The following is a 22,370-nucleotide window of genomic DNA, read 5'->3' as shown; positions in this document are numbered from 1 at the left end:
CCGCCCGGGGAGTCGTCCGGCCTGACGTCACGAGCTGAGCACGGCCTCCCGCTCGGCGGCGCCGGCCAGCGCGGCGTAGCGGCCACCGAGGGCGAGCAGCTCCTGGTGCGTGCCCTGCTCCACGACCCGCCCGCCGGACAGCACCGCGATCAGGTCGGCGTCCCGGACGGTGGAGAGCCGGTGCGCGATGGTGATCGTCGTCCGGCCGCGGCTGGCCTCGTCCAGCGCCACCTGCACGGCGCGTTCGGTGCCGTTGTCCAGCGCGCTGGTCGCCTCGTCGAGCACCAGCACCCGCGGATCGCGCAGCAGCGTGCGGGCGATGGCCAACCGCTGCTTCTCCCCGCCGGAGAACCGGTGCCCGCGGGCACCCACGACCGTCTCGTAGCCGTCGGGCAGCGCGGCGATCACCTCGTGCACCTGCGCCCGGCGGGCCGCCTCGACCAGCTCGGCGTCGGTGGCGTCGGGCTTGGCGTGCCGGAGGTTCTCCGCCACCGTGCCGTGCAGCAGGTAGGTCTCCTGGGCGACGACGCCGACGGTGCGGGCCAGGTCGGCCAGGGTCACGTCCCGGACGTCGATGCCGTCGATGGTCACCTGCCCGGCGGTCGGGTCGTTGAGCCGGGCGACCAGCGAGGCGAGCGTGCTCTTCCCCGACCCGGTCTCCCCCACCAGCGCCAGCGTCGCGCCGGCCGGCACGGCCAGGTCGACGTCGGTCAGCGCGTCCCGGTGGCCGTCGGGGTAGCGGAAGCCGACGTGCGAGAACCGCACCTCGCCGCGGACGTCGCCCAACGGCACCGGCGACGCCGGGTCGTCGATGTCGACCGGCAGGTCCAGGTACTCGAACACCCGGCTGAACAGCGCCATCGAGGCGGTCAGCGAGACGCCGATGTCCAGCAGGCCCATCAGCGGGCGGAACAGCGCGCCCTGCAGCCCGGTGAAGGCGACCAGCGTGCCGATCGTCATCCCGCCGGACGTCGCGGGGAGCCCCGCGGCCAGGTAGATCAGCGCCGGGATGCCGGCGAACACAATGCTCATGGTGGCCATCCGCCACCGGCCGGCCAGCTGCGACCGCACCTCCAGCCCGACCAGCAGGTCGGAGGTCCCGGCGAACCGCTGCGACTGCGCCGGCCCCGCGCCGAGCGTCTTGCCCAGCAGCACGCCGCTGACGCTGAGCCCCTCCTCCACCTGGGAGTGCAGGTCGGCGAGGTGGCGCTGCCGCTGGGCGGTGATGGTGCGCCGCATCCGGGCCACCCGCCGGCTGAGCCAGATCGACGGCGGCAGGACGACGAGGGACAGCAGCGACAGCCGCCAGCTCAGCGCGGCCATGGCGATGACCGTGCCGATCACCGTGGTGGCGTTGGCGGCGAACGAGGTGGCCGTGGTGGTGACCACCGACTGCATGCCACCGATGTCGTTGGTCAGCCGGGACTGCACCTCGCCGCCCTTGGTGCGGGTGAAGAAGCCGAGCGACTGGCGCTGCAGGTGGGTGAAGACCGACGTCCGCAGACCGTGCATGACGTGCTGGCCGACCGTGGTGGACAGCCAGGTCTGCAGCACACCGAGGACGGCGGTCACGGCGGCGACCGCGACCATCCCGGCCACCGCCCAGGCGAGCAGCGGCACGTCCTGCTCCGGGATCGCCTCGTCGATGACCAGCCGGATCAGGAACGGCGTGGCCAGCGCGATGGCCGAGCTGGTCACGATGAGGGCCATCACGATCGCGAGCTGGCCACGGTGGGGCCGGAAGAGCTGGGCCACCCGGCGCCAGCTCACCGGCGCGCGGTCCAGCTGGGCGCGGTCGGCCGGGTCGGGTCGCCCACCGGGGCGCCCGCCTCCCCGGCCGGGCTGGAAGGTGTCGTCGATGGCGACCACCCCTCTCGATCGAAGTTTGCTGAGGTTACCTCACGGTGTGGTAACCACACATGTGCCGCTAGGATTCCGCCCATGCGGGACGGCGGCACGACCACCCTGGGCGACCTGCTCATGCGGGTGGCCCGAACGCTGCGCCGCCGGTTCATCGCCACGCTCGCGCCGTGGGACCTCTCGCCGCACCAGGCCCGGGCGCTGCGGGTCGTGTGCGCGCGGGACGGCGTCCGGCTCTCCGAGCTCGCCGAGGCGCTGCGGATCGCGCCGCGCTCGGCGACGGAGGTCGCCGACGGACTGGCCGAGCGCGGCCTGGTCGCGCGCACCGCCGACCCCGGCGACCGGCGGGCGGTGGTGCTGGTGCCCACCGAGGCCGGCCGGACGGTGCAGCACGAGGTCGACGAGGCCCGGGCGGCCGACTCGACCGAGCTGTTCGCCCGGCTGTCGGCCGAGGACCGGGCGACGCTCGAGCGGATCCTGCGTCAGCTCACCGACTGACGCAGCGCCGTCACTCCTCCGGCGGGGTCAGCTCGAAGAAGACCACCTGGGGCGGGGCGTTGATCCGCACCGGCACCGCGCTGAAGCCGATCCCGCAGGTGACGAACAGGGCGTTGCCCGGGGCGCCGTGCCCCTCCGGGGCCCACCCGTCGACGACGACCTCCTCCTCCTCGGTGAGGCCGAGGTAGGACCAGTTCGGCAGGCCGGGCAGCGCGATCTGCCCGCAGTGGGTGTGCCCGGCCACGGTGAGGGGCGCGCTGTCGGCCGGCATCTCCGGGAACGCGGCCGGGTTGTGCATCAGCACCACCCGCGGCGCCGTCTCGGGCAGGCCGCGCAACGCCTGGTCCACGTCGACCAGCCCGGGGCGGACCGGCCCGACGCCCACCACGTGGAGCGGGTCGTCCCCGGTGCCGGGCACCTCGACCGACTCGTTGAGCAGCACCGGGATGCCGGCGTCCTCCAGCGCGGCGGTGAGCTCCTCCACCGCGTCGCTCGCGTGGTCGTGGTTGCCCAGGACGGCGTAGGTCGGGATCCCGGAGTCCAGCAGCGGAGCCAGGACGTCCAGCACCGTCGCCACCTCGGGCCCGACGTCCGGGCCGGCGTCGTAGACGAAGTCGCCGCCCAGCAGCACCAGGTCGGGCTCGGCGTCCACCGCGCGCTCGACGGCGCGCTCGGCCATGCCCGGGTTGCCCCACCACATGCCGATCTGGATGTCGGCCAGGACGGCGACCTCGATCGGGGGTGCGCCCGCGGGCAGCCGGGGCAGCTCCACCGTCTCCCGCTCCTCGTCGAGGACGAGCCGCGGTTCGATCAGGACGCCGTAGCCGATGAGCAGGACGAGGGCCGCCAGCAGCGCCAGCCCGACGCGGACGACCCAGCGCCTCATGCCCGGCTCGCCGTCGCCATGGCCGTGGCAGCGCCGGTGGCCGGGTGCCGGAGGCCCCGGCCGGAGCCGAGCTGGAAGGCCCAGGCGCACGCCAGCACCCACCCGGTGCCCAGCAGCAGCCCGGCGACGACGTCGGTCGGGTAGTGCGCGGCGACGTAGATCCGGGTGATCCCGATCGCCGGTGCGAGCAGCACCGGCATCGCCAGCACGGCCCACCGCCGGCGACCGACCCCGTAGCCGATCACCAGCGCGGCCAGGGCGCCGTAGAGGGCGACGGCCATCCCGGAGTGGCCGGAGGGCCAGCTGGCGCCCGCCGGCAGCCCCTCGGTGAGGTCGACGACGGAGGGCCGCACCCGGCCGACCACCAGGCCGATGACGAAGTACAGCGCCAGCTCGCCGACGATGGTGACGAGCACGAAGACGACGGGGCGCCAGCTGCCGACCCAGGCCAGCGACAGGACGGCGAGGGTGAGCCCGACGGCGATGACCGCCCGGGTGCCCGACAGCGCGCTCACCGCCTCGGCCACCGTCGTCAGCGTCTCGGTGCGCTGGTCGACGAACCACACGGTGACGCTCCGGTCGAACCGGCCGAGCGCGGTGTCCCGGAGCACGCCGGTGACCAGCAGGCCCAGCCCGGCGAGCGTGGCGAACAGCGCAGCGGCCACCACGACCAGCTGGAGCACCGTCGTCCGTCCCGCGGGCAGCACCGGCTGGTGGCTGGGCGCCGGCCCGGCGACCTCCGCCGGGTCGACGTCGAGCGGGTCCAGCGGCTCGTCGCTGCCCTGGTGCCGATCGTGCTGCCAGCCGCGGAAGGCCGCCGTCGTGATGGCCAGCCACGCCGCCCCCAGCGCCCAGCCGGCCAGCACGTCGGAGACGAAGTGCACACCGAGGGCCAGCCGGGTGAAGCCGATCACGAAGACCAGCAGCGCGAACACCGCGATGAGCCACGGCCGCAGGCGGCGGCGCACCAGCGGCAGCAGGACCATCAGCAGCACCCCCCAGGTCACCACGGCCGTCATCGCGTGCCCGCTCGGGAAGCTGGCGTTGCTCGGGGTGTCGACCACCGGGTTGGCCACGACCGGGCGGGCCCGGTCGGCGATGTACTTGGTGAGCGGCACGATCACGGCCAGGCCGATCCCGGAGACCGCGACGTACGCCGCCAGCCGCCGGTGCCGGCGGATGAGCAGGAAGAGCGTCGCCAGGGTCGTCACCAGCACCGAGGCTCCGGCTCCCCCGAGGTCGGTCACGGCACGCAGCACGCTGACCGTCACGGGCGAGTCGCTGACCACGTCGTTCAGGCCGGCGGCGACGTCCCCGTCGAGGGAGGCCAGCGGTGACCAGCTCTGCTGCACCAGCAGCCACAGCGCCAGGAACGGCACCGCGCCCACCAGGAGTGCCACCAGCCCCAGACCGGCGCGGGCGCCGAACCGTCCGGGCGCCCGCGCCCCTTCGCGGCCGGCCGCCGACCGGCCGGAGTCGGGGAGGGAGCGGTTCATGGCGCAGGGCTACCCAGGGTTCGCCGGTGACACGGGTCGTCTTTGCCGCACCGTGACCTGTCCGTGCCAGCGTCGGCGAGGTCGGGCGGCAACCGCGGTGCAGGTTGCGATCCGGTCTCGTTCCTTCATCGAAACGGTGACGTTCCGGCCCCGGGTGGGCAGCACCGGCACCTGAGGGCACGGCTGTGGAGCACATCCGTCACCGACCCAGAGGACGTCTTCCGATGACCGGACCACGAGACAGCGGCGCCACCGTCGCCGCGGCGAAGAAGCGGCCGGTGTGGCCCTGGATCCTGCTGGCCGCGCTGATCGCCGCCCTCCTGATCTGGTGGCTGATCGCCGAGTTCACCGGCGACGACGACCCGAGCGCGACCACCGCCGTCGAGGAGACCACCGTGGCGACGGAGACCGAGGTCACCGCCACGGCCACCGCCACCGCCACCCCGTCCCCCGACCCGGCCGAGGGGGCCGGTCTCGGCACCGTCCTGATCGGGGACCTCGATGCGCTCGCCCCGGACGTCGACCTGAGCACGAGCGTCGGGGAGCCGGTCGAGGCGAACAGCGTGCAGGTGCAGGCGGTCGTCGCCGACGAGGCGTTCTTCGTCGGCCCGGAGGTCGGCCGGACGATCCTGGTGCGGCTGCAGCCCTTCAGCGGCACCGAGGACCCGGAGTCCCCCTTCCAGGTGCAGGAGGGTGACACCGTGAGCTTCAGCGGCACCCTGGAGCAGGTAGACGAGGAGTTCCTCGCCGACCTGCAGCTGTTCGACCCGACGACGCAGTTCGAGACCGGCGACTTCTACGTCCAGGCCTCGGAGATCACCCCCGGCGAGTGACCCTGCCGGACCTCCACGCCGACGCCGCGATCGCTGCCGCCGGGCGGGCACGCCGGCAGCGCGCCCGCCGGCTGGCCCATCGGATGAACGGGTCACCGCCGTCCGTGCGGACCGACGACGGGCGCACGGGCCTGGACCGGTCTGTCCGCCGGCGCTGCGTGGTCGCTGTGGCTGGCGGGGCGCCCTGCTGGACCGGGTGCAGGCCGGGCTCCGGGGTCTGATCCCCGCCCCGCCGGTCAGCCCTCGACGACGACCTCGATCACCGGGTGGCCGGACGCACCGTCGGGCGCGACCGGCAGCTGCTCGTCGGTCTGCAGCTCCCCGAGCCCGTCGGTGGCCCGGGCGGCGATCCGGTGCCGGCCCGGGGTGGCATCCCACGGCAGGTACCACTGCCGCCAGCAGTCGACGTCGAGCTGCTCGGCCAGCACGGCCTGCTGCCACGGCCCGTCGTCGACGCGCACCTCCACCCCCGCGATGCCCCGGGTGGGCGCCCAGGCGACGCCGGCGATGGGCTGCCGTCCGGCGCTCACCGCGCCCCCGAGCCGGGGGACGTCGATCCGCGAGGCCGTCTTGATCGGCCCCTCCTTCGCCCAGCCACGAGGGATCCAGTACCCGTCGACGTCCCAGTCGGTCAACTCGATCACGGAGAGCCACTTGGTCGCCGAGACGTAGCCGTACAGCCCGGGGACGACGAGCCGGGCGGGGAAGCCGTGCTCGGCCGGCAGTGGCTCGCCGTTCATCCCGACGGCCACCATCGCCTCCTCCAGGTCCAGGGCGGTGATCGTGGGGAAACCGGCGGTGAAGCCGTCGACCGAGCGGCTCAGCAGCTGGGTGGCGCCCTGCTGGACCCCGGCGCGCTCGAGGAGCGCCCGCAGCGGCACGCCCTGCCAGCGGGCGTTGCCGACCAGGTCCCCGCCGACCTCGTTGGAGACGCAGGTCAGCGTGACGTCGGCCTCGATCTGGGGCATCGCCAGCAGCTCGTCGTAGGTGAGCGTGAAGGGGGCGTCCACCATCCCGCGGACCTCCAGCTGCCACCCGGCCGGGTCGATGGTCGGCACCCGGAGCGCGGTGTCGATCCGGTAGAAGTCCGCGTTCGGGACGAACAGCGGCGTCAGGCCCGCGATCTCCAGGTCGGCGTCCGGTGGGACCGGCCCGGCCGGGCGGAAGGGCCGCGGCAGCCGGATCGCCGCGCGCACCGCGTCCAGCCGCTCGCGGCCGCTCAGCAGCCAGCCGCCGACGCTGCCGGCCACCGCGACCGCGGCGGCGGCTCCGGCCAGCAGGAGGAAGCCGCGCCGGTCGGCCTCGGGGGACGGATCCGGCCGGGCCTCCCGCTGGGCCGCACCGAGCAGCAGGCGCAGCGCCAGCACCCCGAGGACGGCGCCGGCCAGCCCGACCAGCACGGTGGGGACGGCGGAGGCGTCCGGCGCGGCGAGCCCGGCCGCGACCCCGAGTCCGGTGAACAGCGCGAACGCGACCGCACCCAGCGGGAACCGGTGCCGCGCCAGCAGCCCGGTCCCGGCGCCGAGCACTGCGGCGACCAGCCCGATCGAGGCCAGCAGCACCGGCTTGTCGTTGGTGCCGAGCGCGGCGATCGCGGCGCGCTCGAGCCAGCCGGGGACGCTGTCGATGACGGCGTCCCCGACGGAGATCACCAGCGACGGCACCGCGTCCAGGAGACCGGCGGCCAGCTCGACCACGCCGATCCCCAGCCCGGTGGCCAGCAGCCCGGACAGCGCCGCCCGGCCGGCCGGCACCCGCTCCCCGACCCGGTCGGCGGGGCGCTGCCCACCCAGCTGTGCTGACGCGCTCATCAGCCGAGCCTGACCCGGCGCGGCCGGTGGTGCACAACAGGACCGGAAACGACGCCGGATCGTCATGCGGTGGCGGCGGGAGGACTCGACCGATCGGGCCCGCGTGCTCCACCATCGACCGATGACAGAGTCGTCATCACTGGCAGGCTGGGCGTCCGAGGACTTCACCGACGCCGGCATCACCCACGCCCTGTTCACGCGCGGCTCCGGTCCCGGGGTGGTGCTGCTGCCGGAGGTCCCCGGCATGACGCCCGAGGTGATGGGGTTGGCCGACCACCTGGTCGAGGCCGGGTTCACCGTCACCGTGGTCTCGCTGTTCGGGGAGCCCGGCCGCCCGGTCTCCCCCGGCTACGCGCTGGGGTCGGCGGCGCGGATCTGCACCACCCGGGAGTTCCGCGCCCTGGCCACGCGGGCCGACCGGCCGGTGGCCGGGTACGTCCGCGCCGTCGCCCGCCGGCTGCACGACCGGGTGGGCGGGCCGGGCGTCGGGGTGATCGGCACGGGCTTCAGCGGCGGGTTCGCGCTGGCGGCCGCCGTCGAGCCGGTGGTGCTCGCCCCGGTGGCCGGCCAGCCGTCGTTGCCGGTCGGCGTCACCCCCGGACGGCGGGGCGACCTGGGGATGTCCGACGAGGAGGCCGAGGCGGTTGCCCAGCGGGTGCGCGGCGAGGGGCTGCGCCTGCTGGGACTGCGGTTCAGCGAGGACCGGGTCTGCCCGCCCGACCGCTTCCGTTCCCTGCGCGCCGTCTTCGGCGACGGCTGGCTGCCGGTCGTGATCAGCTCCCGGCCGGGCAACCCCGCCGGCATCGGCACCGGGGCGCACCGGGTGCTCACCCACCCCGACGTCGAGACCCCCGGCCACCCGGCCAACGACGCCCGCGCCGAGGTGGTCGCCTTCCTCCGCGACCGGCTCACCGGCGCCGACACCCCCGTGCACGCCGGTGGCGCCCTGCGGAACGCGCCGCTGGACCCCCCGGGGCAGGAGCGCGCCGACGACTGACCTACTCGGGCAGGTAGAGGCAGAACGGGTGGCCGGCCGGGTCGAGGTGCACCCGGACGTGCTCCTGCGGCTGGAACGCCGCCAGCGTGGCGCCGAGCGACTGGGCGAACGCGCTGGCCGCCGCCAGGTCGTCGACGGCGATGTCCAGGTGTGCCTGCATCCGCGGGTCGCCGTCGCCGGCCGGCCAGACCGGCGGCACGTGGTCGGGCTCCCGCTGGAAGGACAGCCCGGGCCCGCCGGGCACGAGCGTCGCCCACTCGGGGTCGTCCTCGCCGATGGGCCAGCCCAGCAGCTCGCTGTAGAACCGCGCCAGCCCCCGGGGGTCGGGGGTGTCGAGCACGGTCGCGGTCAGGGTGGTCCGCGGGCGGTCGGCCATGCGGGGACGCTAGCCGGACGCCCCGTCAGCTGCCTGGCGACGTTCATCGACCGGCGCCTTCCTACGCGGGTATCTCACCGCTAAGGTTTCTCGGCATGAGCGGGCGCCGGGTACGCATCGGGATCGACACCGGAGGCACGTTCACCGACGTCGTCGCCGTCGACGAGGAGACCGGGGAGGTCTCCACCACCAAGACGCCGTCCACACCGAGCGACCCGGCCGACGGCTTCCTCGCCGGCGTGCAGAAGGTGCTCGGCCAGCTGGGCCTGGACGGGTCGTCGGTGACCGCGGTCAGCCACGGGACCACCGTCGCCACCAACCAGCTGCTCGAGGGCAAGCTGGACCGGATCGGCTTCATCACCACCGAGGGCTACGGGTCGGTGCTGGAGATCGCCCGGCAGTCGGTGCCCGACGGCTACGGCAACAGCTACTTCTGGGTGAAGCCGCCGCGCATCGTGCCGGCCGACCTGGTCCGCACCGTGCGCGGCCGGCTCGACGTCAGCGGCGCCGAGGTCCGACCCTTCTCCGCCGAGGACGCCGTCGCGGCCGCCCGGTTCTTCCGCGACGCCGGGATCACCACGATCGGCGTCTGCTTCCTGCACTCCTATGCGAACGACGCCCACGAGCGGGCGATGCTCGACGTGCTCCACGTGGAACATCCGGGCGCCGTGGTCTCGATCAGCTCCCAGGTGCTGCGCGAGTACCGCGAGTACGAGCGCTCGGTGACCACGCTCGTCGACGCTGCGGTGAAGCCCCGGGTCGGTGCCTACGTCACCAACATCCGCCGCCGCCTCGACGAGATCGCCCCCGCCGTCCCCTTCTACGTGATGAAGAGCAACGGCGGCGTGCTCAGCGCGGCGGAGGTGGTGCACCAGCCGATCACCACGATGCTCTCCGGGCCCGCCGCGGGCGCCCTGGGCGCCGCGCTGATCGCCGGCACCGCCGGGTTCGACCGGGTGCTCACCTGCGACGGCGGCGGCACCTCCACCGACGTCACCGTGGTCATCGACGGCGAGCCGACGCTGACCACCGAGGGCTCGGTCGGCGACTACCCGTCCAAGATCCCGATGATCGACGTCGTCACCGTCGGCGCCGGCGGCGGGTCGATCGCCTGGCTGTCGCCGGAGGGCACGCTCAAGGTGGGCCCGAAGTCGGCCGGCGCCGACCCGGGGCCCATCTGCTACGACAACGGCGGCGAGCAGCCCACCGTCACCGACGCGCACGTCGTCCTCGGCCGGATCCCGCCGCACCTGCTGGGCGGGGAGATCCCGCTCTCGGTCGACGCCGCCCGGGCCGGGCTGGAGCAGCTGGGCGGGAAGCTCGGCCTGACGGTGGAGGCGCTGGCCAGCGGGATCCTGGAGATCTCGGCGTGGAACCAGGCCAACGCGCTGCGCCAGGTCACCGTCGCCCGCGGCCTCGACGTCCGCGACTTCACCCTCACCACCTTCGGCGGCTCCGGCTCCCTGCTGGCCTGCCGGCTGATGGACGTGCTCGGGTTGCCCCGGACGCTGGTGCCGCCGAACCCGGGCAACGTCAGCGCCTTCGGGCTGCTGACCGTCGACGTCCGCAACGACTACGTGCAGACGATGGTCGCCCGGCACGCCGACGTCTCCCCCGCCACCCTGGCCACCGCCTTCGCCGACCTGGAGGGCCAGGCCGAGGTCGCCCTGGACGGCGAGGGCTTCCCGCGCAGCGAGCAGCGGATGCAGCGCACCGCCGACCTGCGCTACGTCGGCCAGGCGTTCGAGGTGCGCGTGCCGGTCGGTGACGGCGAGCTGGACGACGCGGCGATCGAGGCCGTCGCCACTGCCTTCCACGCGGCCCACCACCAGCTCTACGGCTACGACTTCGCCACCGACCCGCGGCAGGCCGTGGAGTGGGTGAACCTGCGGGTGAGCGGGATCGGGCCGATCCGCCGGCCGGAGATCGTCGAGCCGGCGCCGTCCGGCCGGGACGCGCGCCGGGGCTCCCGCGCGGTCTTCTTCGACGAGTGGGTCGAGGCGCCGCTGTACTGGCGGCCCGACCTCTCCCCCGGCGACGTCGTCGCCGGCCCGGCGATCGTCGAGGAGTTCGGCTCCACCGTCCCGGTGCACCCGGGCTTCTCCGCCACCGTCGACCGTTTCGGCAACCTGCTGCTGACCCGTGCCGGGTCGAGCGACCTGCTGCTCACGAAGGAGACCGACCGATGACGCGCCAGAGTGGCCACTTTGGCGACGGCGGGGCCGCCGACCCGGTGCTGGTGGAGATCGTCGCCGGCACGCTGGCCGCGATCGAGAAGGAGGTGGAGACGTCGATCGGGCGCACCTCGCGCTCGCCGATGATCCGCGACGCGCACGACTTCCGGGCCGGCATCCACGACCGCCGGCTGCGCAAGCTCACCGGCCGCTCGTACTCGGCGCTGGTGCACCCGGTGGTCCGCGACCACCCGATCCCCACGATGAACCCCGGCGACGTCTTCTTCCACAACGACGTCTACCTCTCCGAGGGCGGGATCGGTCACCTGCCCGACCTGTGCGTGACGGTCCCGGTCTTCGCCGACGTCGACGGGGCCCCCACCGTCGTGGCCTTCATCCAGGCGTTCGGCCACCACGACGACATCGGCGGCGCGGTGCCCGGCTCGATGCCGAGCGCGGCCACCAGCGTGTTCGAGGAGGGCCTGATGGTCCCCCCGATCAAGCTGTGGGACCGCGGCGTCCGCAACGACGCCGCGCTGACGATCATGACCCGCAACTCGCGGATGCCGGACTCGCTCGCCGCCGACCTGGACGCCGAGTGCTCGGCCTGCCTGGCCGGCGCGCGCCGGCTGGGCGAGCTGTTCGACCGGTACGGGGTGGCCGCGGTCGAGGCCTGCTTCGAGTCGATCCTGAGCAGCTCGACCGAGGTGTACCGGCGGGAGATCCTGTCCCAGATCCCCGACGGCTCCTACGTCTGGGAGGACTACGCCGAGCACGACGGCGTCGACGAGCCCCAGCTGCACCGGCAGCGGATCACGCTGACCATGGACTCCACCAAGGACGTCCCGCTGGTCATCGACTTCACCGGCACCGGCCCGCAGGCCAAGGGCCCGATCAACCACTGCGGCGACTACGCCGACGGCAACTTCCTGAAGAAGTGGCTCGCGCCGATCCTGCGCAACCTCGCCGAGTCACCGGAGCGGATGGCCGAGCTCGACGTCAACGAGGGCGTCGTGCCGCTGATCGAGATGCGGTTCCCGGAGAAGGGCACCCTGCTCACCCCGATCTTCCCGGCGCCCACCAACGCCCGGACGTTCGTGATCCTGCGGCTGCTCGGCGTGCTGGCCGGGGTGCTGGCCAAGGCCACCGGCGGCCGGATGCCCGCCGACCAGGAGACGATCCGCTACACCGGCGTCTACGGCACCGACGCCAACGGCGAGCCGTACCTGATGCGCGAGGTGCTGGGCGGCGGCTCGGGCGGGCGGTACTACGCCGACGGCGAGGACACCATCCACGTCGTGCCGGACTCCCGGAACCTGCCCACCGAGTTCACCGAGTCCCGCTTCCCGCTGCGGATCGAGCGCCTCGCGCTGGCGAAGGACTCCGGCGGGCCGGGCCGGTACCGCGGTGGCTGCGGCTACGAGAAGGACATCCGGGTGCTGCGCGACGCGCACTTCATGTCCATCGCCGACCGCTCGATCCTGTCCTGCTGGGGCGTCAAGGGCGGCAGGGCCGGGCGGCCGTTCTCCATCACCGTCGACCCGGGCGGGCCCGACGAGCACGAGGTCGACGCGCTGGCCGACGCGGAGCCGCTGAAGGCCGGCACCGTGGTGCGGGTGCGCACGACGGGCGGCGGTGGCTGGGGCGACCCGCTGGACCGGCCGGTCGAGGAGGTGCTGCGCGACATCGCCTGGCACAAGGTGAGCGTCGCGGGGGCGCGGGAGGACTACGGCGTCGTCGTGCGCGAGGACGGCACGGCCGACGGGGCGGCCACCGAGGAGCTGCGGGCGACGCTGCGCGCCGCCCGTCCGGAGGTGCAGCCGTTCTTCGACCGCGGCCCGGGGTACGCGCTGCTCGCGGGCGGTGCCACCTACAACGAGTTCGACCTGCTCTGACGGCGTCGTCGTCCGCGGCCGTCATCTGCCGGGGTCGCGGATGACGGGCCGGTGACATCCGTGGCCGGCGGGAACGTCTCGCCGCGGTCGGACGTAGCGGGAGGTCACGGCTCGGCAAAGCCTGGCCGTCCTCCCGCATCCGGGGCCCTCGTCGGGCAACCCCTCTCGTGACCAACCGGCAGGCGACCCCCGTGGGCCGCCTTCGCGAGAGGACGGACACAGTGCGCACTCACACCAGCCGCTTCGCCAAGCTCACCCTCGCGGGGACCCTCGCGCTGTCGCCGCTGGCCCTCACCGCCTGCGGCGACGACACCGCCGGTCCGGAGGAGGAGGTCAGCGTCGGGGACATCCAGCAGGAGGACGAGCAGGCCGAGCCGGGCGCGGGCGTCGGGGCAGGCACCGAGGTGCCCCCGGGGGTCGGCTACACCGGCGCCTACGACGACTCCTTCGCGGCCGGCGGGAACGAGTACGTCGGCCAGCAGGTGACCGTCTCGGCGACGGTGGACGAGCTGATCGGCCCGCACTCCTTCAGCATCGCCGGTGCCGAGGGCAGCTCCGTCGACCCCCTGCTGGTCATCGCCCCCGACATGGCGAGCGACCTCGAGCCGGGCCAGGACGTCCAGGTCTCCGGCACGGTCGAGGACCCGTTCAACGAGGCCACCGCCGAGGGGGACCTGGGCATCGACCTGGCCGACGGCGCCTTCCTCGACTACCAGGGCGAGGTGTACATCGTCGCGAACGACGTGGAGACCTCGGCGCCCACCGAGACCGAGTGATCCCGGCGGCTCCGGTGGCCACCCCCGGCGCGGCGGGGCAGGCTCCGGGGATGAGCGAGCCGAACGAGGACGAGCAGGTCAACCTCCGCCCGGGGCAGTACGACGAGGGCGGGCACGGCGGCATGGCCACCCGGGAGCTGGCCGCGCACCAGGCGGAGGAGCAGGCCGAGGACGACTGACCGCGGGCACCGCACCCGCGGCCCCCCACGGGTCAGCGGGCGGTGGACCCCACGGTGAACACGTCGAGGTCGTGCGCCACGTGCACCCGGCCGCGGTAGCCCTGCTGCGCGGCGGCCCACTGCTCGTCGAGCAGGTCGATGGGCACCCGGTGGTGGAGCACCAGCGCCGCGGCACCGGCCCGCTCGGCGACGGCACCGACGTCCTCGACCGTGGTGTGTGCCCCCAGCACGTGCTGCAGCACGGCCTCGGTGGCCGGCGTGCGCGGTTCGGGGAAGTTCGCCTCGATCGCCGATCGGGAGATGACCTCGTGCAGCAGCAGGTCGGTGTCCCGGGCCAGCTCGACGAGGTTCTCCGACGGGGAGGTGTCACCGGAGACGACCACGGACCCGTCGTCGGTGTCGAACCGGTAGGCGAACGCCGGGAACACCGGGGCGTGCTGCACCAGCGTGGCGGTCACCCGAACGCGGTCGTCCTCGTGCACCGGGAACGGGGACATCCGCGGGTGAGGAGCCCCGTTGGGATCCGCGGCGTACTCCGCCGGCAGCGGCACGTCGCGACCCGCGAACAACGCGTCGGGGGTCGGCACCCGGTTGTCGCGGGCCCGGTTGTTGAAGTCAGCGGCGAACGCCCGGACGAGCAGCTGCACCATGTCCGCGGTGCCCGGCCCCGGGTTCTCCGGCGCGACCACCGCCGGCGGGGCTCCCGTCCCGGTGAGCGGCTCGAGTGCGCCACGCCGGCCCGGCCCCCAGATCGGCACCACGTCCGGCACCCGGCCCAGGCCGTTGAACAACCCAGCGGTGAGCAGCGCCGCCAGGTCGGCCACGTGGTCGCTGTGCAGGTGGGTGAGGAAGACGGCCGCGAGCGCGTCCAGCGGGCCCACCGGGGCAGGGCTGCCCAGCCCCGACCGGCGCAGCTGCCGCAGCACGCCGTGCCCGGCGTCGACGAGGTAGAAGCGGTCGCCCACCACCACCGCCGTGCTGATGCCGCTCACGTCCGCAGCGACGGACGGTCCGCCGGCCACCCCCAGCGTCACCACCCGGGTCCCCGACCGTGTCCCCCCTGCGACCACCTGGTGTTCGACCACCCACCGACCCTCTCCGACGATGTGCCCCCGGCCCACCCGGATTCCGCCTGGGAGACGCCCGTCAGCCCGGACGCCGGCGGAACCAGCGGCGGCGCCGGGGAGACGTCGGCGCGGACGACGCGGGTCCGGCCGTCGGTGCAGGGGCGACCGGCCCGTTCCGCCGCCACTGGGCGAGCTCCGCGTCGACGTCGGCCATCCCGACCGGCACCCACACGCCCTCCACCGGACGGCGGTAGTACTGGTCGACCCGGGCGTTGTGCGCCTCGACGACGGCCCGGACCGCGGCCTCGGAGGTCTGCCGGGCCACCAGGGCAGGCAGCTGCTCCCGCTCCTTGCGCAGGGCGAACCCGGTGGGGAGCATGCCGGCGACCAGGGTCCCGGCGTCGCCGTCCTCACGCCGGGCCCAGGCCAGCGCCCAGTCGTAGGCGGTCTCCTCGCGGTCCCGGCGGGGCAGCGGCTTGCCGGCCGGACCGAGGTCGTCGAAGGCGCCGTCGGCCCGCGCCCGGTCGATCTGCCGCTCCACCCAGGTGTCGAAGGACATCCCCTCGGGCTTCCGCTCGGTCACTGCCCCTCCTGCGCTCCCGGCCTCCTCCGTTCGGCCGCACTCGACGATACGAGGAGTCGCGGGCATGAAGCGGTGTGCAGCCGGGCACAGCCGAGCCATGGACGAGACCGCTCCCGGCACCGCCGCCCCGAGCCCCGACCCCTCCGGCAGGCCCGAGCCGCACAGCGAGGACGCGCAGGTCACGACCGCGCAGCCGGACGAGACGACGGCGCAGATCCGGGTCTCCGGCGAGCTCACCGAGGAGAGCCGCCGCCCGCTGGTGCGCGCGATGACCGACCTGATGCTGAGCTCACCGGCGCTGCACCGCGTCGAACTGGAGCTCTGCGACGTCACCTTCATGAACTCCGCCGGCATGTCGATCCTGGTCCAGCTGGAGCGGATGGCCGAGCCCCGCGGCATCGAGCTGCCGCTGGTGGTCGACTCCAACACGGTGGCGAAGCCGCTGCAGGTCTCCGGGCTCTGGCGCCGGTTCACCATCGTCGACCGGCGCGAGGGCTCGCCGCCGACCACGCACGACGCCCTGCCGCCCGGTACCGAGCACCGCTGAACGGCCCCGTCCAGGGGCTCGCGCCGAGCTCACGGGCGTGACGGGGACGGGGTCCCTGTTCAGCTGGCGTCGGGGGTCGCTCCCGGCACCCGGCCCAGCGACACCAGCCAGCGGCGCAGCAGGCCGGCCAGCTGGGCGCTCTCCTCGGCGGAGAGCCCGGCGAGCATGCCGCGCTCGGTCTCCAGGTGGTCGGGCAGGGCACCGTCCAGCGCCGTCCGGCCGGCCTCGGTCAGCGTGACGACGACGGCGCGCCCGTCGGCCTCGCTGCGCCCGCGGGTGATCAGCCCCTTCTCCTCCAGCCGGTCCAGCCGCTGGGTGATCGCCCCGGAGGTGACCAGCGCGGTGCGCATCAGCGCGGTCGGGGTCAGCTGGTAGGGCTCCCCGGCCCGGCGCAGGGCGGCCAGCACGTCGAAGGAGGGCGCGTCCAGACCGTGCCGGGCGAAGGTGGCGCGCTGGGCGAGGAACACCTCCCGCTGCAGCTGGGTGACCCGGCCGATGACGCCCATCGGCGAGCAATCCAGGTCGGGCCGCTCCCGCGCCCACTGGGCGAGGATCACGTCCATGGCGTCGCCCTGGACGGGGCCGGGGCCGGGGACGGACCCGCTCCGGTCCGGCACGGCCGCGTCCGGCACCGTCCGGTCGGGCACCATCCTGTCCGGCACCGTCCTGTCCGGCACCGTCCTGTCCGCCACCGTCACGCCGGCTCGTCGTCCGGCAGCACCTCGACGGGCAGGTCGAGGTCGGCGAGGTGCTCGGCGTAGGTGCGCGGGGGTCGGCCCAGCAGGTCGGTGAGCACCCGCGGGCTGCCGGTGAACCCGTGCACCCGGTAGTGGTCGAACATGGTGCGTCGGCACCGGGCGGCGTACGCGCTGGGCACCTCGCCACCGGGGACGACGTCCTCGGCGACGACCTCCCGGCCGACCCGCGCGCTGATCAGCTCGGCGATCCCGGGGGCGGTGAGCGGCTCGGGCCCGGCCGCCTCGAAGGTGCCACCGTCCAGCCCGTCCTCGGTGAGCAGCACGGCCGCGGCCTCCGCCACGTCGCGCACGTCGACCAGCGACTGCGCCGTGCGCACGCCCCACATGCTGCGCAGCTCGCCCCGGGCGACCACCTCGGGCAGCTCGTCGTCGAGGTTGTCGGCGTAGGCGCAGGGCTGCAGCACGCGCCAGGAGGCCAGACCGCTGGCGTCCAGCGCCTCCTCGGCGAGGTCCTTGGCCGCGTGGTGCGGCATCACCCGCAGCTGCGGGCGGAGCACCGAGTGGTAGACCAGCCGGGGCAGGCCGGCCCGGCGGGCCTCGCGGAACAGCGCGGGCGCCCCCTCGGCCTCGTCCGGGTCGAAGTTCGGCCAGATCAGGTACAGCGCGTCGGCGCCGGCGAGCACCCCCGACCAGGGCAGCGGCTGGGTCAGCTCGGCGTGCACCACCTCGGCGCCCAGCTCGGTGAGCTCCGGACGGGGCCCGCGGCGGGACACCACGGCGCGCACCGCCTCGCCCCGCTCCCGGAGGGCACGGACCACTGCCGTCCCGGTCCGTCCGCCGGCGGCGGTCACCACGATCACACCGACACCTTAGAACTGAGAGACCGTCCCGTCCGGTCCGCCACGGGTGCGGGCCCCACGAGGTGGGGAGTTCAACCGGTGGGCGCGCTCAGCCGGACGGTGAGCCCGTGCGGACCGCCGATCAGGTCGACGTGCTCCCACAGCTTGCGGGCCAGCCACAGGCCCATGCCGCCGCGGGAGAGGTCGTCGCCGTGCGCGGGCATGAACCCGGCCAGCGGATCGGCGAAGTCGGTGCCCCGGTCGGCGATGGTGCAGACCACCCAGCCGGGCTCGGCCCAGACCCGGGCGGACACCGGCGGGGTGCCGTGCCGGAAGGCGTTCGCGGCGATCTCGCTCACCGCCAGGTGCATGTCCTCGCAGCGGTCCCGGTCGGGGACGTGCGCGGCCAGCACGTCGGCCAGCTGGTGCCGCAGCCCGGCCAGCGTGGGGGCACCGTCGACGGCGAAGACCGGGGGCCCGGCCTCCATCGCCTCGCGGGGGAGCGGGAGCTCGGCCAGGTACCCGGCCGGCGCCCGGTAGTCCGGGTTGGCGCTGGGGACGCCGTCGACCAGCAGGAACGGGTGGGTGGCCCGGGCGCTGTCGACCGCCTCGGCCGGCAGCTCACGCTCGTCGTAGGGGCACAGCGCCGACATCCGGGTGCCGGCCAGGAGTTCGTTGACCGCCGACTCGTAGCGCTGGGCCTCCCGCCAGTTGCGCGGGGCGGGCCCGAAGTCCGGATGACCGAAGACCCGCAACCGGCCGGAGCCGGCGCCGGCGGCCCGGTCGAGCAGCCGCCGGGTGGTGGTGATCGCGTCGGGTGCCCGGGCGCCGCGCAGCGAGACCCGCGGTTCGCGGACCACGGCCGCCCCGGCGCTCCCCATCTCGTCGACGAGCAGCTGGGCGGTCTCCTCCGGGCAGGTCAGCACCACCAGGTCACCGGCAGCCAGCCCCGCGTCCAGCCACGGCAGGGCCGCGGCGAGCAGCTCCTCCCGGGAGCGCAGCACCACGGCCATGTGCCCGACCTGCCCGTCGCGCCCCCGCCCGGGTGCACCGGTGCCCGGACCGCCGGGGTCCACCTGCGCGCGCTGCAGGGCGCGCGCGGGGTGACCGCCGATCGTGGTCATCGCACCTCTCCGGACGAGCGGGGACTCAGGGGGACAGAGAACTGGTGCATTCTCGAGCACCCACCCCAGTTCTCGGCAACCACCCCCGGCAACCGGAGCCCCACGATGGGGTGACCCGCCCCTCACCTGCGGCGGAGTCACTCCCGTCACAGAGGGTGCGCGCGTGACCGGCGTGTGGCCGGTGTCCCCGATCCGGCCGGGCTCACTTCCGGAAGCCGTCGATCGACCGCATCAGCTCACGGGACATCCGGACCAGTTCCTCGGTGGCGAGCTGCATCCCACCGACGCCGGCCGAGGTCTGCTGGGCACCCTCCGCGACCTGGCCGACGGTGGCCGCGATCGCCCGCCCACCCTGGGCGGCGTCCCCGATGGCCCGGGTCATCTCGTTGGTCGTGGCGGTCTGCTCCTCCACGGCGCTGGCGATCGTCGTCTGGTAGTCGTTGATCGCGGCGATGACCTCGCCGATCCGGCCGATCGCCGCGACCGCACCCGAGGTGTCGCCCTGGATCGCCTCCACCCGGCGCGCGATGTCCTCGGTCGCCTTCGCCGTCTCCTGGGCCAGCTCCTTCACCTCGTTGGCGACGACGGCAAACCCCTTGCCGGCCTCACCCGCGCGGGCGGCCTCGATCGTGGCGTTGAGCGCGAGCAGGTTCGTCTGCTCCGCGATCGAGGTGATCACCTTGACGACGTCGCCGATCTCCTTGGAGCTGTCCCCGAGCTTGCTGACCGTGCCGTTGGCGTTCTCCGCGGCCTGCACCGCCTCACCGGCCACCCGGGCGGCCGCGGCGGCGTTGTGCGCAATCTCCCGGATCGATGCCCCCATCTCCTCGGCTCCGGCCGCGACCGCGTCGATCGCCGTGCTGACCTCGCGGGCGGCGGCGGTGACGCTCTCGGCCTGGTCGGTCGAGCGCGTCGCGGCACCGGCGATGCCCTCACCGGTCTCGGACAGCGTGCGCGCCGACTCCTCCAGCCGCGTGGAGGCGTTGCCCACCTCGGTCACCACCTCGGCGACCCGGCCCAGGGTGCTGTTCAGCGCCTCGGAGAGCTGGTCCAGCTCGTTGCGCCCGTCGCCGCAGTCCAGCCGGCGGGCCAGGTCGCCGGTGGCCAGCACGTCGGTCATCCGGCGCAGCGGGCTGGTGATGCTGCGGGAGATCAGCAGGGAGAGCAGGGCGATGGCCAGCGCCACGGGAGCGGCCCACATCGCCATGTGCAGCAGCTCGCTGCGGAAGGCGCCGTTGAGGTCGGCCACGTAGATGCCCGACCCGACGATCCAGCCCCACTGCTCGTAGCCGGCGACGAAGGAGATCTTCGGCTGCGGGTTCTCCTCCCCTGGCTTGGGCCACTGGTACTCGACGAAGCCGCTGCCGTCCCGCTCCACGACGTCGGCCATCTCGACGAACAGCTTCTTGCCGGTCGGGTCCTCGGAGGCGGAGAGGTCGGTGCCGTCCAGCTCCGGCTTGATCGGGTGCATGATCATCGCCGGGGAGCCGTCCTGGACCCAGAAGTACTCCGCCCCGGAGTAGCGCAGCCCGCGGACGGTGTCGACGGCCGCCTGCTGGGCCGCGGCGGTGGTCATCGCACCCGACGCCTCCTGCTCCCCGAAGTGGGCGAGCAAGCCGAGCACCGACTCCACGGCGGCCTGCGCCTTGTTGCGCTGCTCGTCCTCGATCGTCGTCCGCACCTGCAGCGCGCCGATCACCGCGATGGTGGCCATGCCGATCACCGTCACCAAGACCAGCGCCCACAGCCGTGTGCTGACCCGAACCGCACGCAGGCGTGCACCCATGTCCTGCTCCCGTCCTCGGGCGCGTCCGCGCCCTCGCTCGGCCGGACCCGGTGGACCCGCCTACGAACGATCTCGACCAGTACCGGAACAGAATGAAGCCGAGACCGGAGATCCATGTGATCTCCGTCTCGGAAGGGGGCGACCCGGTCGTGCACCACGAAAGGCAGGTCGGAGGGCCGCCGCCGTTCCCACCGTTCCGGGTTGCGGTGCCCACCGCCCGGACTGGGATCATGGCCCGGTGAGCGACCGGCGCGAGACGCTGACGTACGAGGACTTCGGCCGGGCGGCCCGCGAACTCGCCCAACAGGTCGCCGACGACGGCTTCCAGGCCGACATCATCCTGTCCATCGCCCGCGGCGGCCTCTTCCTCGGCGGGGCGCTGGGCTACGCGCTCGACGTGAAGAACCTCTTCGTGATGAACGTGGAGTTCTACACCGGCGTCGACCAGCGGCTGGAGCTGCCGGTGGTGCTCCCGCCGACCCTCGACGTCGTCGACCTGACCGGCGCACGGGTGCTGATCGCCGACGACGTCGCGGACACCGGCAAGACGCTCGAGCTGGTCGAGGAGTTCTGCGCCGGGCACGTCTCCGCCGTCCGGACGGCGGTCATCTACGAGAAGCCCCGGTCGCTGGTGCGCTGCGACTACGTCTGGAAGCGGACCGACGCCTGGATCGACTTCCCCTGGTCCACGCTGCCCCCGGTCGTGAGCCGCGGGGGCTCCGGCCACTAACGCCGGGTGCTGGCGGTGACGGTGAACGTGGGGTCGCGGGTGACCTGACGGGTCGGCCCGACGATCCGCTGCAGGGCCCGGCGGTAGGGCAGCTGCGAGTTCCAGACGCACCACAGCTCCCCGCCGGGCCGGAGCACCCGGGCGGCGCCGGCGAACAACCGCTCGGCGGCGTTCTCAGCGACCGTCGTCCCCACGTGGAACGGCGGGTTGCAGACCACCAGGTCCACGCTGGCGTCGGGCAGGCTGGCGGCGGCGTCGTCCCGGCGGACGTCGATCCGGTCGGCGAGCTCGTTGGCGGCGGCCGTCGCCGTGGTCGACGCGCAGGCGGCGGCCGACTGGTCCGACGCGTACACCGTCAGCCCCGGCCGGGACCGGGCCAGCTGGGCGGCCAGCACGCCGGTGCCGCAACCCAGGTCCAGCGCCGTCCGCGCCTCCGGGACGGCGTCGGGGAGCGCCCGGAGCAGGGCCCGGGTGCCGCGGTCGACCTTGGCGCCGGCGAAGGCGGCGCCGTGCGCGCAGACGGTGAAGCCCAGCTCGTCGTCCTCCCGGCACCGGGGGAAGGTCTGCTCGACCGGCCGGGGCCCGCGGGCCACCAGCACCCGCGACTTCTGCCGCGCGAGGGTCGCGGACACCTCGGTGAAGGCCAGCCCCAGGACGTCGTTCATCGCGTGGGTCATGTGCTTGACCCGGGCGCCGACGTAGAACGTGACGTCGGGGTCGGCGTCCGCGGCGACGACCTCGGCGAGCTCCCGGAGCCCGTGCAGGCTCTTCGGTGCCCGGGCCAGCACCACCCGGGCACCGCGCACCAGCTCGGGGCCCAGCGGCAGGGCCTGGTGGGGGTCGGGCAGCCCGACCCGCTCGGCGTTGCGGGCCAGCGCGAGCTCGCCCACCAGCGCGTCCTGGTGCACCCGCGGCCGGCGCACCCCGTGCAGCGCGACGGCGCCGAGGGTCAGCGCGCCGTACGCGTCGTCGATGACGACCACGCCCTCGGGGTGCCGGCCGAGCTCGGCCGCGGCCTCGTCGAGCAGCAGCCGGTCGGTGGCGTCGACGGCGACCAGGTCGGGGGCGTCGACGTCGGGCTCCCGGCGCAGCTGGGCGAAGAGTTCGGCCGGGTCCATGCCCCCACTCTGCCGGGCGACACCCGGGGCACGTCCACCCCCTCCTCGTTCGCCTGATCGGGTGGTTGTTCTCAGCAACCAGGGCCGGCCTGCCGAT

The 22,370-nt window shown here is 74.4% G+C and carries 21 protein-coding genes; 9 read left to right on the top strand and 12 right to left on the bottom strand.

The features are described from left to right. Positions 1 to 27 precede the first annotated feature (27 nt). Positions 28 to 1,869 (bottom strand): ABC transporter ATP-binding protein, encoded by a 1,842-nt coding sequence (locus ACI79U_RS15710; RefSeq protein ID WP_457068497.1) that lies wholly within the window; start codon positions 1,867 to 1,869, stop codon positions 28 to 30. Between the two features lie 72 nt (positions 1,870 to 1,941). Between ACI79U_RS15710 and ACI79U_RS15705 the strand changes: the two genes are divergently transcribed. Next, complete coding sequence (locus ACI79U_RS15705) at positions 1,942 to 2,358, top strand: MarR family winged helix-turn-helix transcriptional regulator (RefSeq protein WP_457068499.1); 417 nt, start codon at positions 1,942 to 1,944, stop codon at positions 2,356 to 2,358. A gap of 10 nt (positions 2,359 to 2,368) precedes the next feature. Here ACI79U_RS15705 and ACI79U_RS15700 read toward each other — a convergent pair whose 3' ends face one another. Together ACI79U_RS15700 and ACI79U_RS15695 are read right to left on the bottom strand one after the other, a co-directional pair. Next, a complete protein-coding gene (locus ACI79U_RS15700) occupies positions 2,369 to 3,244 on the bottom strand; it encodes a metallophosphoesterase (protein ID WP_457068501.1) in 876 nt (291 codons plus the stop codon). Further along, on the bottom strand, positions 3,241 to 4,740 hold the full coding sequence (locus ACI79U_RS15695) for a phosphatase PAP2 family protein (RefSeq protein WP_457068503.1): 1,500 nt from the start codon (positions 4,738 to 4,740) through the stop codon (positions 3,241 to 3,243). Before ACI79U_RS15695 ends, ACI79U_RS15700 begins: the two co-directional genes overlap by 4 nt. Before the next feature lie 224 nt (positions 4,741 to 4,964). Here ACI79U_RS15695 and ACI79U_RS15690 point away from each other — a divergent pair, with 224 nt between their 5' ends. Beyond that, a complete protein-coding gene (locus tag ACI79U_RS15690) occupies positions 4,965 to 5,573 on the top strand; it encodes a hypothetical protein (RefSeq protein ID WP_457068505.1) in 609 nt (202 codons plus the stop codon). Positions 5,574 to 5,809: 236 nt separating this feature from the next. On the opposite strand, the gene ACI79U_RS15685 is transcribed toward ACI79U_RS15690, so the two are convergent. After that, complete coding sequence (locus ACI79U_RS15685; protein WP_457068507.1) at positions 5,810 to 7,384, bottom strand: molybdopterin-dependent oxidoreductase; 1,575 nt, start codon at positions 7,382 to 7,384, stop codon at positions 5,810 to 5,812. Between the two features lie 121 nt (positions 7,385 to 7,505). Between ACI79U_RS15685 and ACI79U_RS15680 the strand changes: the two genes are divergently transcribed. Beyond that, positions 7,506 to 8,381 carry a dienelactone hydrolase family protein gene (locus tag ACI79U_RS15680; RefSeq protein WP_457068509.1) on the top strand — a complete coding sequence of 292 codons (876 nt, stop codon included), beginning with the start codon at positions 7,506 to 7,508 and terminating at the stop codon, positions 8,379 to 8,381. Between the two features lies 1 nt (position 8,382). Here the strand turns inward: ACI79U_RS15680 and ACI79U_RS15675 are convergent, their stop codons facing one another. After that, complete coding sequence (locus ACI79U_RS15675) at positions 8,383 to 8,757, bottom strand: VOC family protein (RefSeq protein WP_457068511.1); 375 nt, start codon at positions 8,755 to 8,757, stop codon at positions 8,383 to 8,385. Positions 8,758 to 8,852: 95 nt separating this feature from the next. Between ACI79U_RS15675 and ACI79U_RS15670 the strand changes: the two genes are divergently transcribed. From ACI79U_RS15670 to ACI79U_RS15655, 4 genes are all read left to right on the top strand, one after another. Continuing rightward, a complete protein-coding gene (locus ACI79U_RS15670; protein WP_457068513.1) occupies positions 8,853 to 10,946 on the top strand; it encodes a hydantoinase/oxoprolinase family protein in 2,094 nt (697 codons plus the stop codon). Beyond that, entirely contained in the window at positions 10,943 to 12,826 is a 1,884-nt protein-coding gene (locus ACI79U_RS15665; RefSeq protein WP_457068515.1) for a hydantoinase B/oxoprolinase family protein, read from the top strand. Before ACI79U_RS15670 ends, ACI79U_RS15665 begins: the two co-directional genes overlap by 4 nt. 221 nt (positions 12,827 to 13,047) lie before the next feature. Further along, positions 13,048 to 13,602 (top strand): hypothetical protein, encoded by a 555-nt coding sequence (locus ACI79U_RS15660; RefSeq protein WP_457068517.1) that lies wholly within the window; start codon positions 13,048 to 13,050, stop codon positions 13,600 to 13,602. A gap of 50 nt (positions 13,603 to 13,652) precedes the next feature. Then, positions 13,653 to 13,781 carry a hypothetical protein gene (locus ACI79U_RS15655; RefSeq protein WP_457068519.1) on the top strand — a complete coding sequence of 43 codons (129 nt, stop codon included), beginning with the start codon at positions 13,653 to 13,655 and terminating at the stop codon, positions 13,779 to 13,781. Positions 13,782 to 13,813: 32 nt separating this feature from the next. Here the strand turns inward: ACI79U_RS15655 and ACI79U_RS15650 are convergent, their stop codons facing one another. Continuing rightward, the gene (locus tag ACI79U_RS15650) at positions 13,814 to 14,773 is read right to left on the bottom strand and encodes an MBL fold metallo-hydrolase (RefSeq protein WP_457068521.1); all 960 of its coding nucleotides are present in this window, start codon (positions 14,771 to 14,773) and stop codon (positions 13,814 to 13,816) included. A gap of 154 nt (positions 14,774 to 14,927) precedes the next feature. Further along, the gene (locus tag ACI79U_RS15645; RefSeq protein ID WP_457068523.1) at positions 14,928 to 15,431 is read right to left on the bottom strand and encodes a DnaJ family domain-containing protein; all 504 of its coding nucleotides are present in this window, start codon (positions 15,429 to 15,431) and stop codon (positions 14,928 to 14,930) included. 97 nt (positions 15,432 to 15,528) lie between these two features. On the opposite strand from ACI79U_RS15645, the gene ACI79U_RS15640 reads away from it, so the two are divergent. Beyond that, positions 15,529 to 15,978, top strand: coding sequence for an STAS domain-containing protein (locus tag ACI79U_RS15640; RefSeq protein WP_457068525.1), 450 nt, complete (start codon positions 15,529 to 15,531; stop codon positions 15,976 to 15,978). A gap of 59 nt (positions 15,979 to 16,037) precedes the next feature. Here the strand turns inward: ACI79U_RS15640 and ACI79U_RS15635 are convergent, their stop codons facing one another. The 4 genes from ACI79U_RS15635 to ACI79U_RS15620 all read right to left on the bottom strand — a co-directional run bounded on the left by ACI79U_RS15635 (position 16,038) and on the right by ACI79U_RS15620 (position 20,353). Beyond that, positions 16,038 to 16,676 (bottom strand): MarR family winged helix-turn-helix transcriptional regulator, encoded by a 639-nt coding sequence (locus ACI79U_RS15635; RefSeq protein WP_457068527.1) that lies wholly within the window; start codon positions 16,674 to 16,676, stop codon positions 16,038 to 16,040. Next, a complete protein-coding gene (locus ACI79U_RS15630; protein ID WP_457068529.1) occupies positions 16,673 to 17,536 on the bottom strand; it encodes an SDR family oxidoreductase in 864 nt (287 codons plus the stop codon). Before ACI79U_RS15630 ends, ACI79U_RS15635 begins: the two co-directional genes overlap by 4 nt. A gap of 71 nt (positions 17,537 to 17,607) precedes the next feature. Next, positions 17,608 to 18,639: an anti-sigma factor RsbA family regulatory protein gene (locus tag ACI79U_RS15625; protein WP_457068531.1), complete on the bottom strand. Its 1,032-nt coding sequence runs from the start codon at positions 18,637 to 18,639 to the stop codon at positions 17,608 to 17,610. A 202-nt stretch (positions 18,640 to 18,841) separates the two neighbouring features. Continuing rightward, positions 18,842 to 20,353: a cache domain-containing protein gene (locus tag ACI79U_RS15620; protein WP_457068533.1), complete on the bottom strand. Its 1,512-nt coding sequence runs from the start codon at positions 20,351 to 20,353 to the stop codon at positions 18,842 to 18,844. Positions 20,354 to 20,663: 310 nt separating this feature from the next. Here ACI79U_RS15620 and ACI79U_RS15615 point away from each other — a divergent pair, with 310 nt between their 5' ends. Next, the gene (locus tag ACI79U_RS15615) at positions 20,664 to 21,155 is read left to right on the top strand and encodes a phosphoribosyltransferase (RefSeq protein WP_457068535.1); all 492 of its coding nucleotides are present in this window, start codon (positions 20,664 to 20,666) and stop codon (positions 21,153 to 21,155) included. Here ACI79U_RS15615 and ACI79U_RS15610 read toward each other — a convergent pair. Beyond that, positions 21,152 to 22,273: a class I SAM-dependent methyltransferase gene (locus tag ACI79U_RS15610; protein ID WP_457068537.1), complete on the bottom strand. Its 1,122-nt coding sequence runs from the start codon at positions 22,271 to 22,273 to the stop codon at positions 21,152 to 21,154. The genes ACI79U_RS15615 and ACI79U_RS15610 overlap by 4 nt on opposite strands. Between the last annotated feature and the right edge of the window lie 97 nt (positions 22,274 to 22,370).

Source organism: Modestobacter sp. SYSU DS0904 (assembly GCF_054051115.1).
The sequence above is the reverse complement of the archived record's forward strand: the minus strand, read 5'-3'. Positions and strand labels throughout refer to the sequence as shown.

Excerpts from the sequence above, each read along its gene's own strand:
- ACI79U_RS15655 (WP_457068519.1), top strand. The coding sequence starts at position 13,653 with ATGAGCGAGCCGAACGAGGACGAGCAGGTCAACCTCCGCCCGGGGCAG.
- ACI79U_RS15705 (WP_457068499.1), top strand. The coding sequence starts at position 1,942 with ATGCGGGACGGCGGCACGACCACCCTGGGCGACCTGCTCATGCGGGTG.
- ACI79U_RS15665 (WP_457068515.1), top strand. The coding sequence starts at position 10,943 with ATGACGCGCCAGAGTGGCCACTTTGGCGACGGCGGGGCCGCCGACCCG.
- ACI79U_RS15690 (WP_457068505.1), top strand. The coding sequence starts at position 4,965 with ATGACCGGACCACGAGACAGCGGCGCCACCGTCGCCGCGGCGAAGAAG.
- ACI79U_RS15680 (WP_457068509.1), top strand. The coding sequence starts at position 7,506 with ATGACAGAGTCGTCATCACTGGCAGGCTGGGCGTCCGAGGACTTCACC.
- ACI79U_RS15640 (WP_457068525.1), top strand. The coding sequence starts at position 15,529 with ATGGACGAGACCGCTCCCGGCACCGCCGCCCCGAGCCCCGACCCCTCC.
- ACI79U_RS15700 (WP_457068501.1), bottom strand. The coding sequence starts at position 3,244 with ATGAGGCGCTGGGTCGTCCGCGTCGGGCTGGCGCTGCTGGCGGCCCTC.
- ACI79U_RS15675 (WP_457068511.1), bottom strand. The coding sequence starts at position 8,757 with ATGGCCGACCGCCCGCGGACCACCCTGACCGCGACCGTGCTCGACACC.
- ACI79U_RS15625 (WP_457068531.1), bottom strand. The coding sequence starts at position 18,639 with ATGACCACGATCGGCGGTCACCCCGCGCGCGCCCTGCAGCGCGCGCAG.
- ACI79U_RS15610 (WP_457068537.1), bottom strand. The coding sequence starts at position 22,273 with ATGGACCCGGCCGAACTCTTCGCCCAGCTGCGCCGGGAGCCCGACGTC.
- ACI79U_RS15620 (WP_457068533.1), bottom strand. The coding sequence starts at position 20,353 with ATGGCCACCATCGCGGTGATCGGCGCGCTGCAGGTGCGGACGACGATC.
- ACI79U_RS15685 (WP_457068507.1), bottom strand. The coding sequence starts at position 7,384 with ATGAGCGCGTCAGCACAGCTGGGTGGGCAGCGCCCCGCCGACCGGGTC.
- ACI79U_RS15670 (WP_457068513.1), top strand. The coding sequence starts at position 8,853 with ATGAGCGGGCGCCGGGTACGCATCGGGATCGACACCGGAGGCACGTTC.
- ACI79U_RS15695 (WP_457068503.1), bottom strand. The coding sequence starts at position 4,740 with ATGAACCGCTCCCTCCCCGACTCCGGCCGGTCGGCGGCCGGCCGCGAA.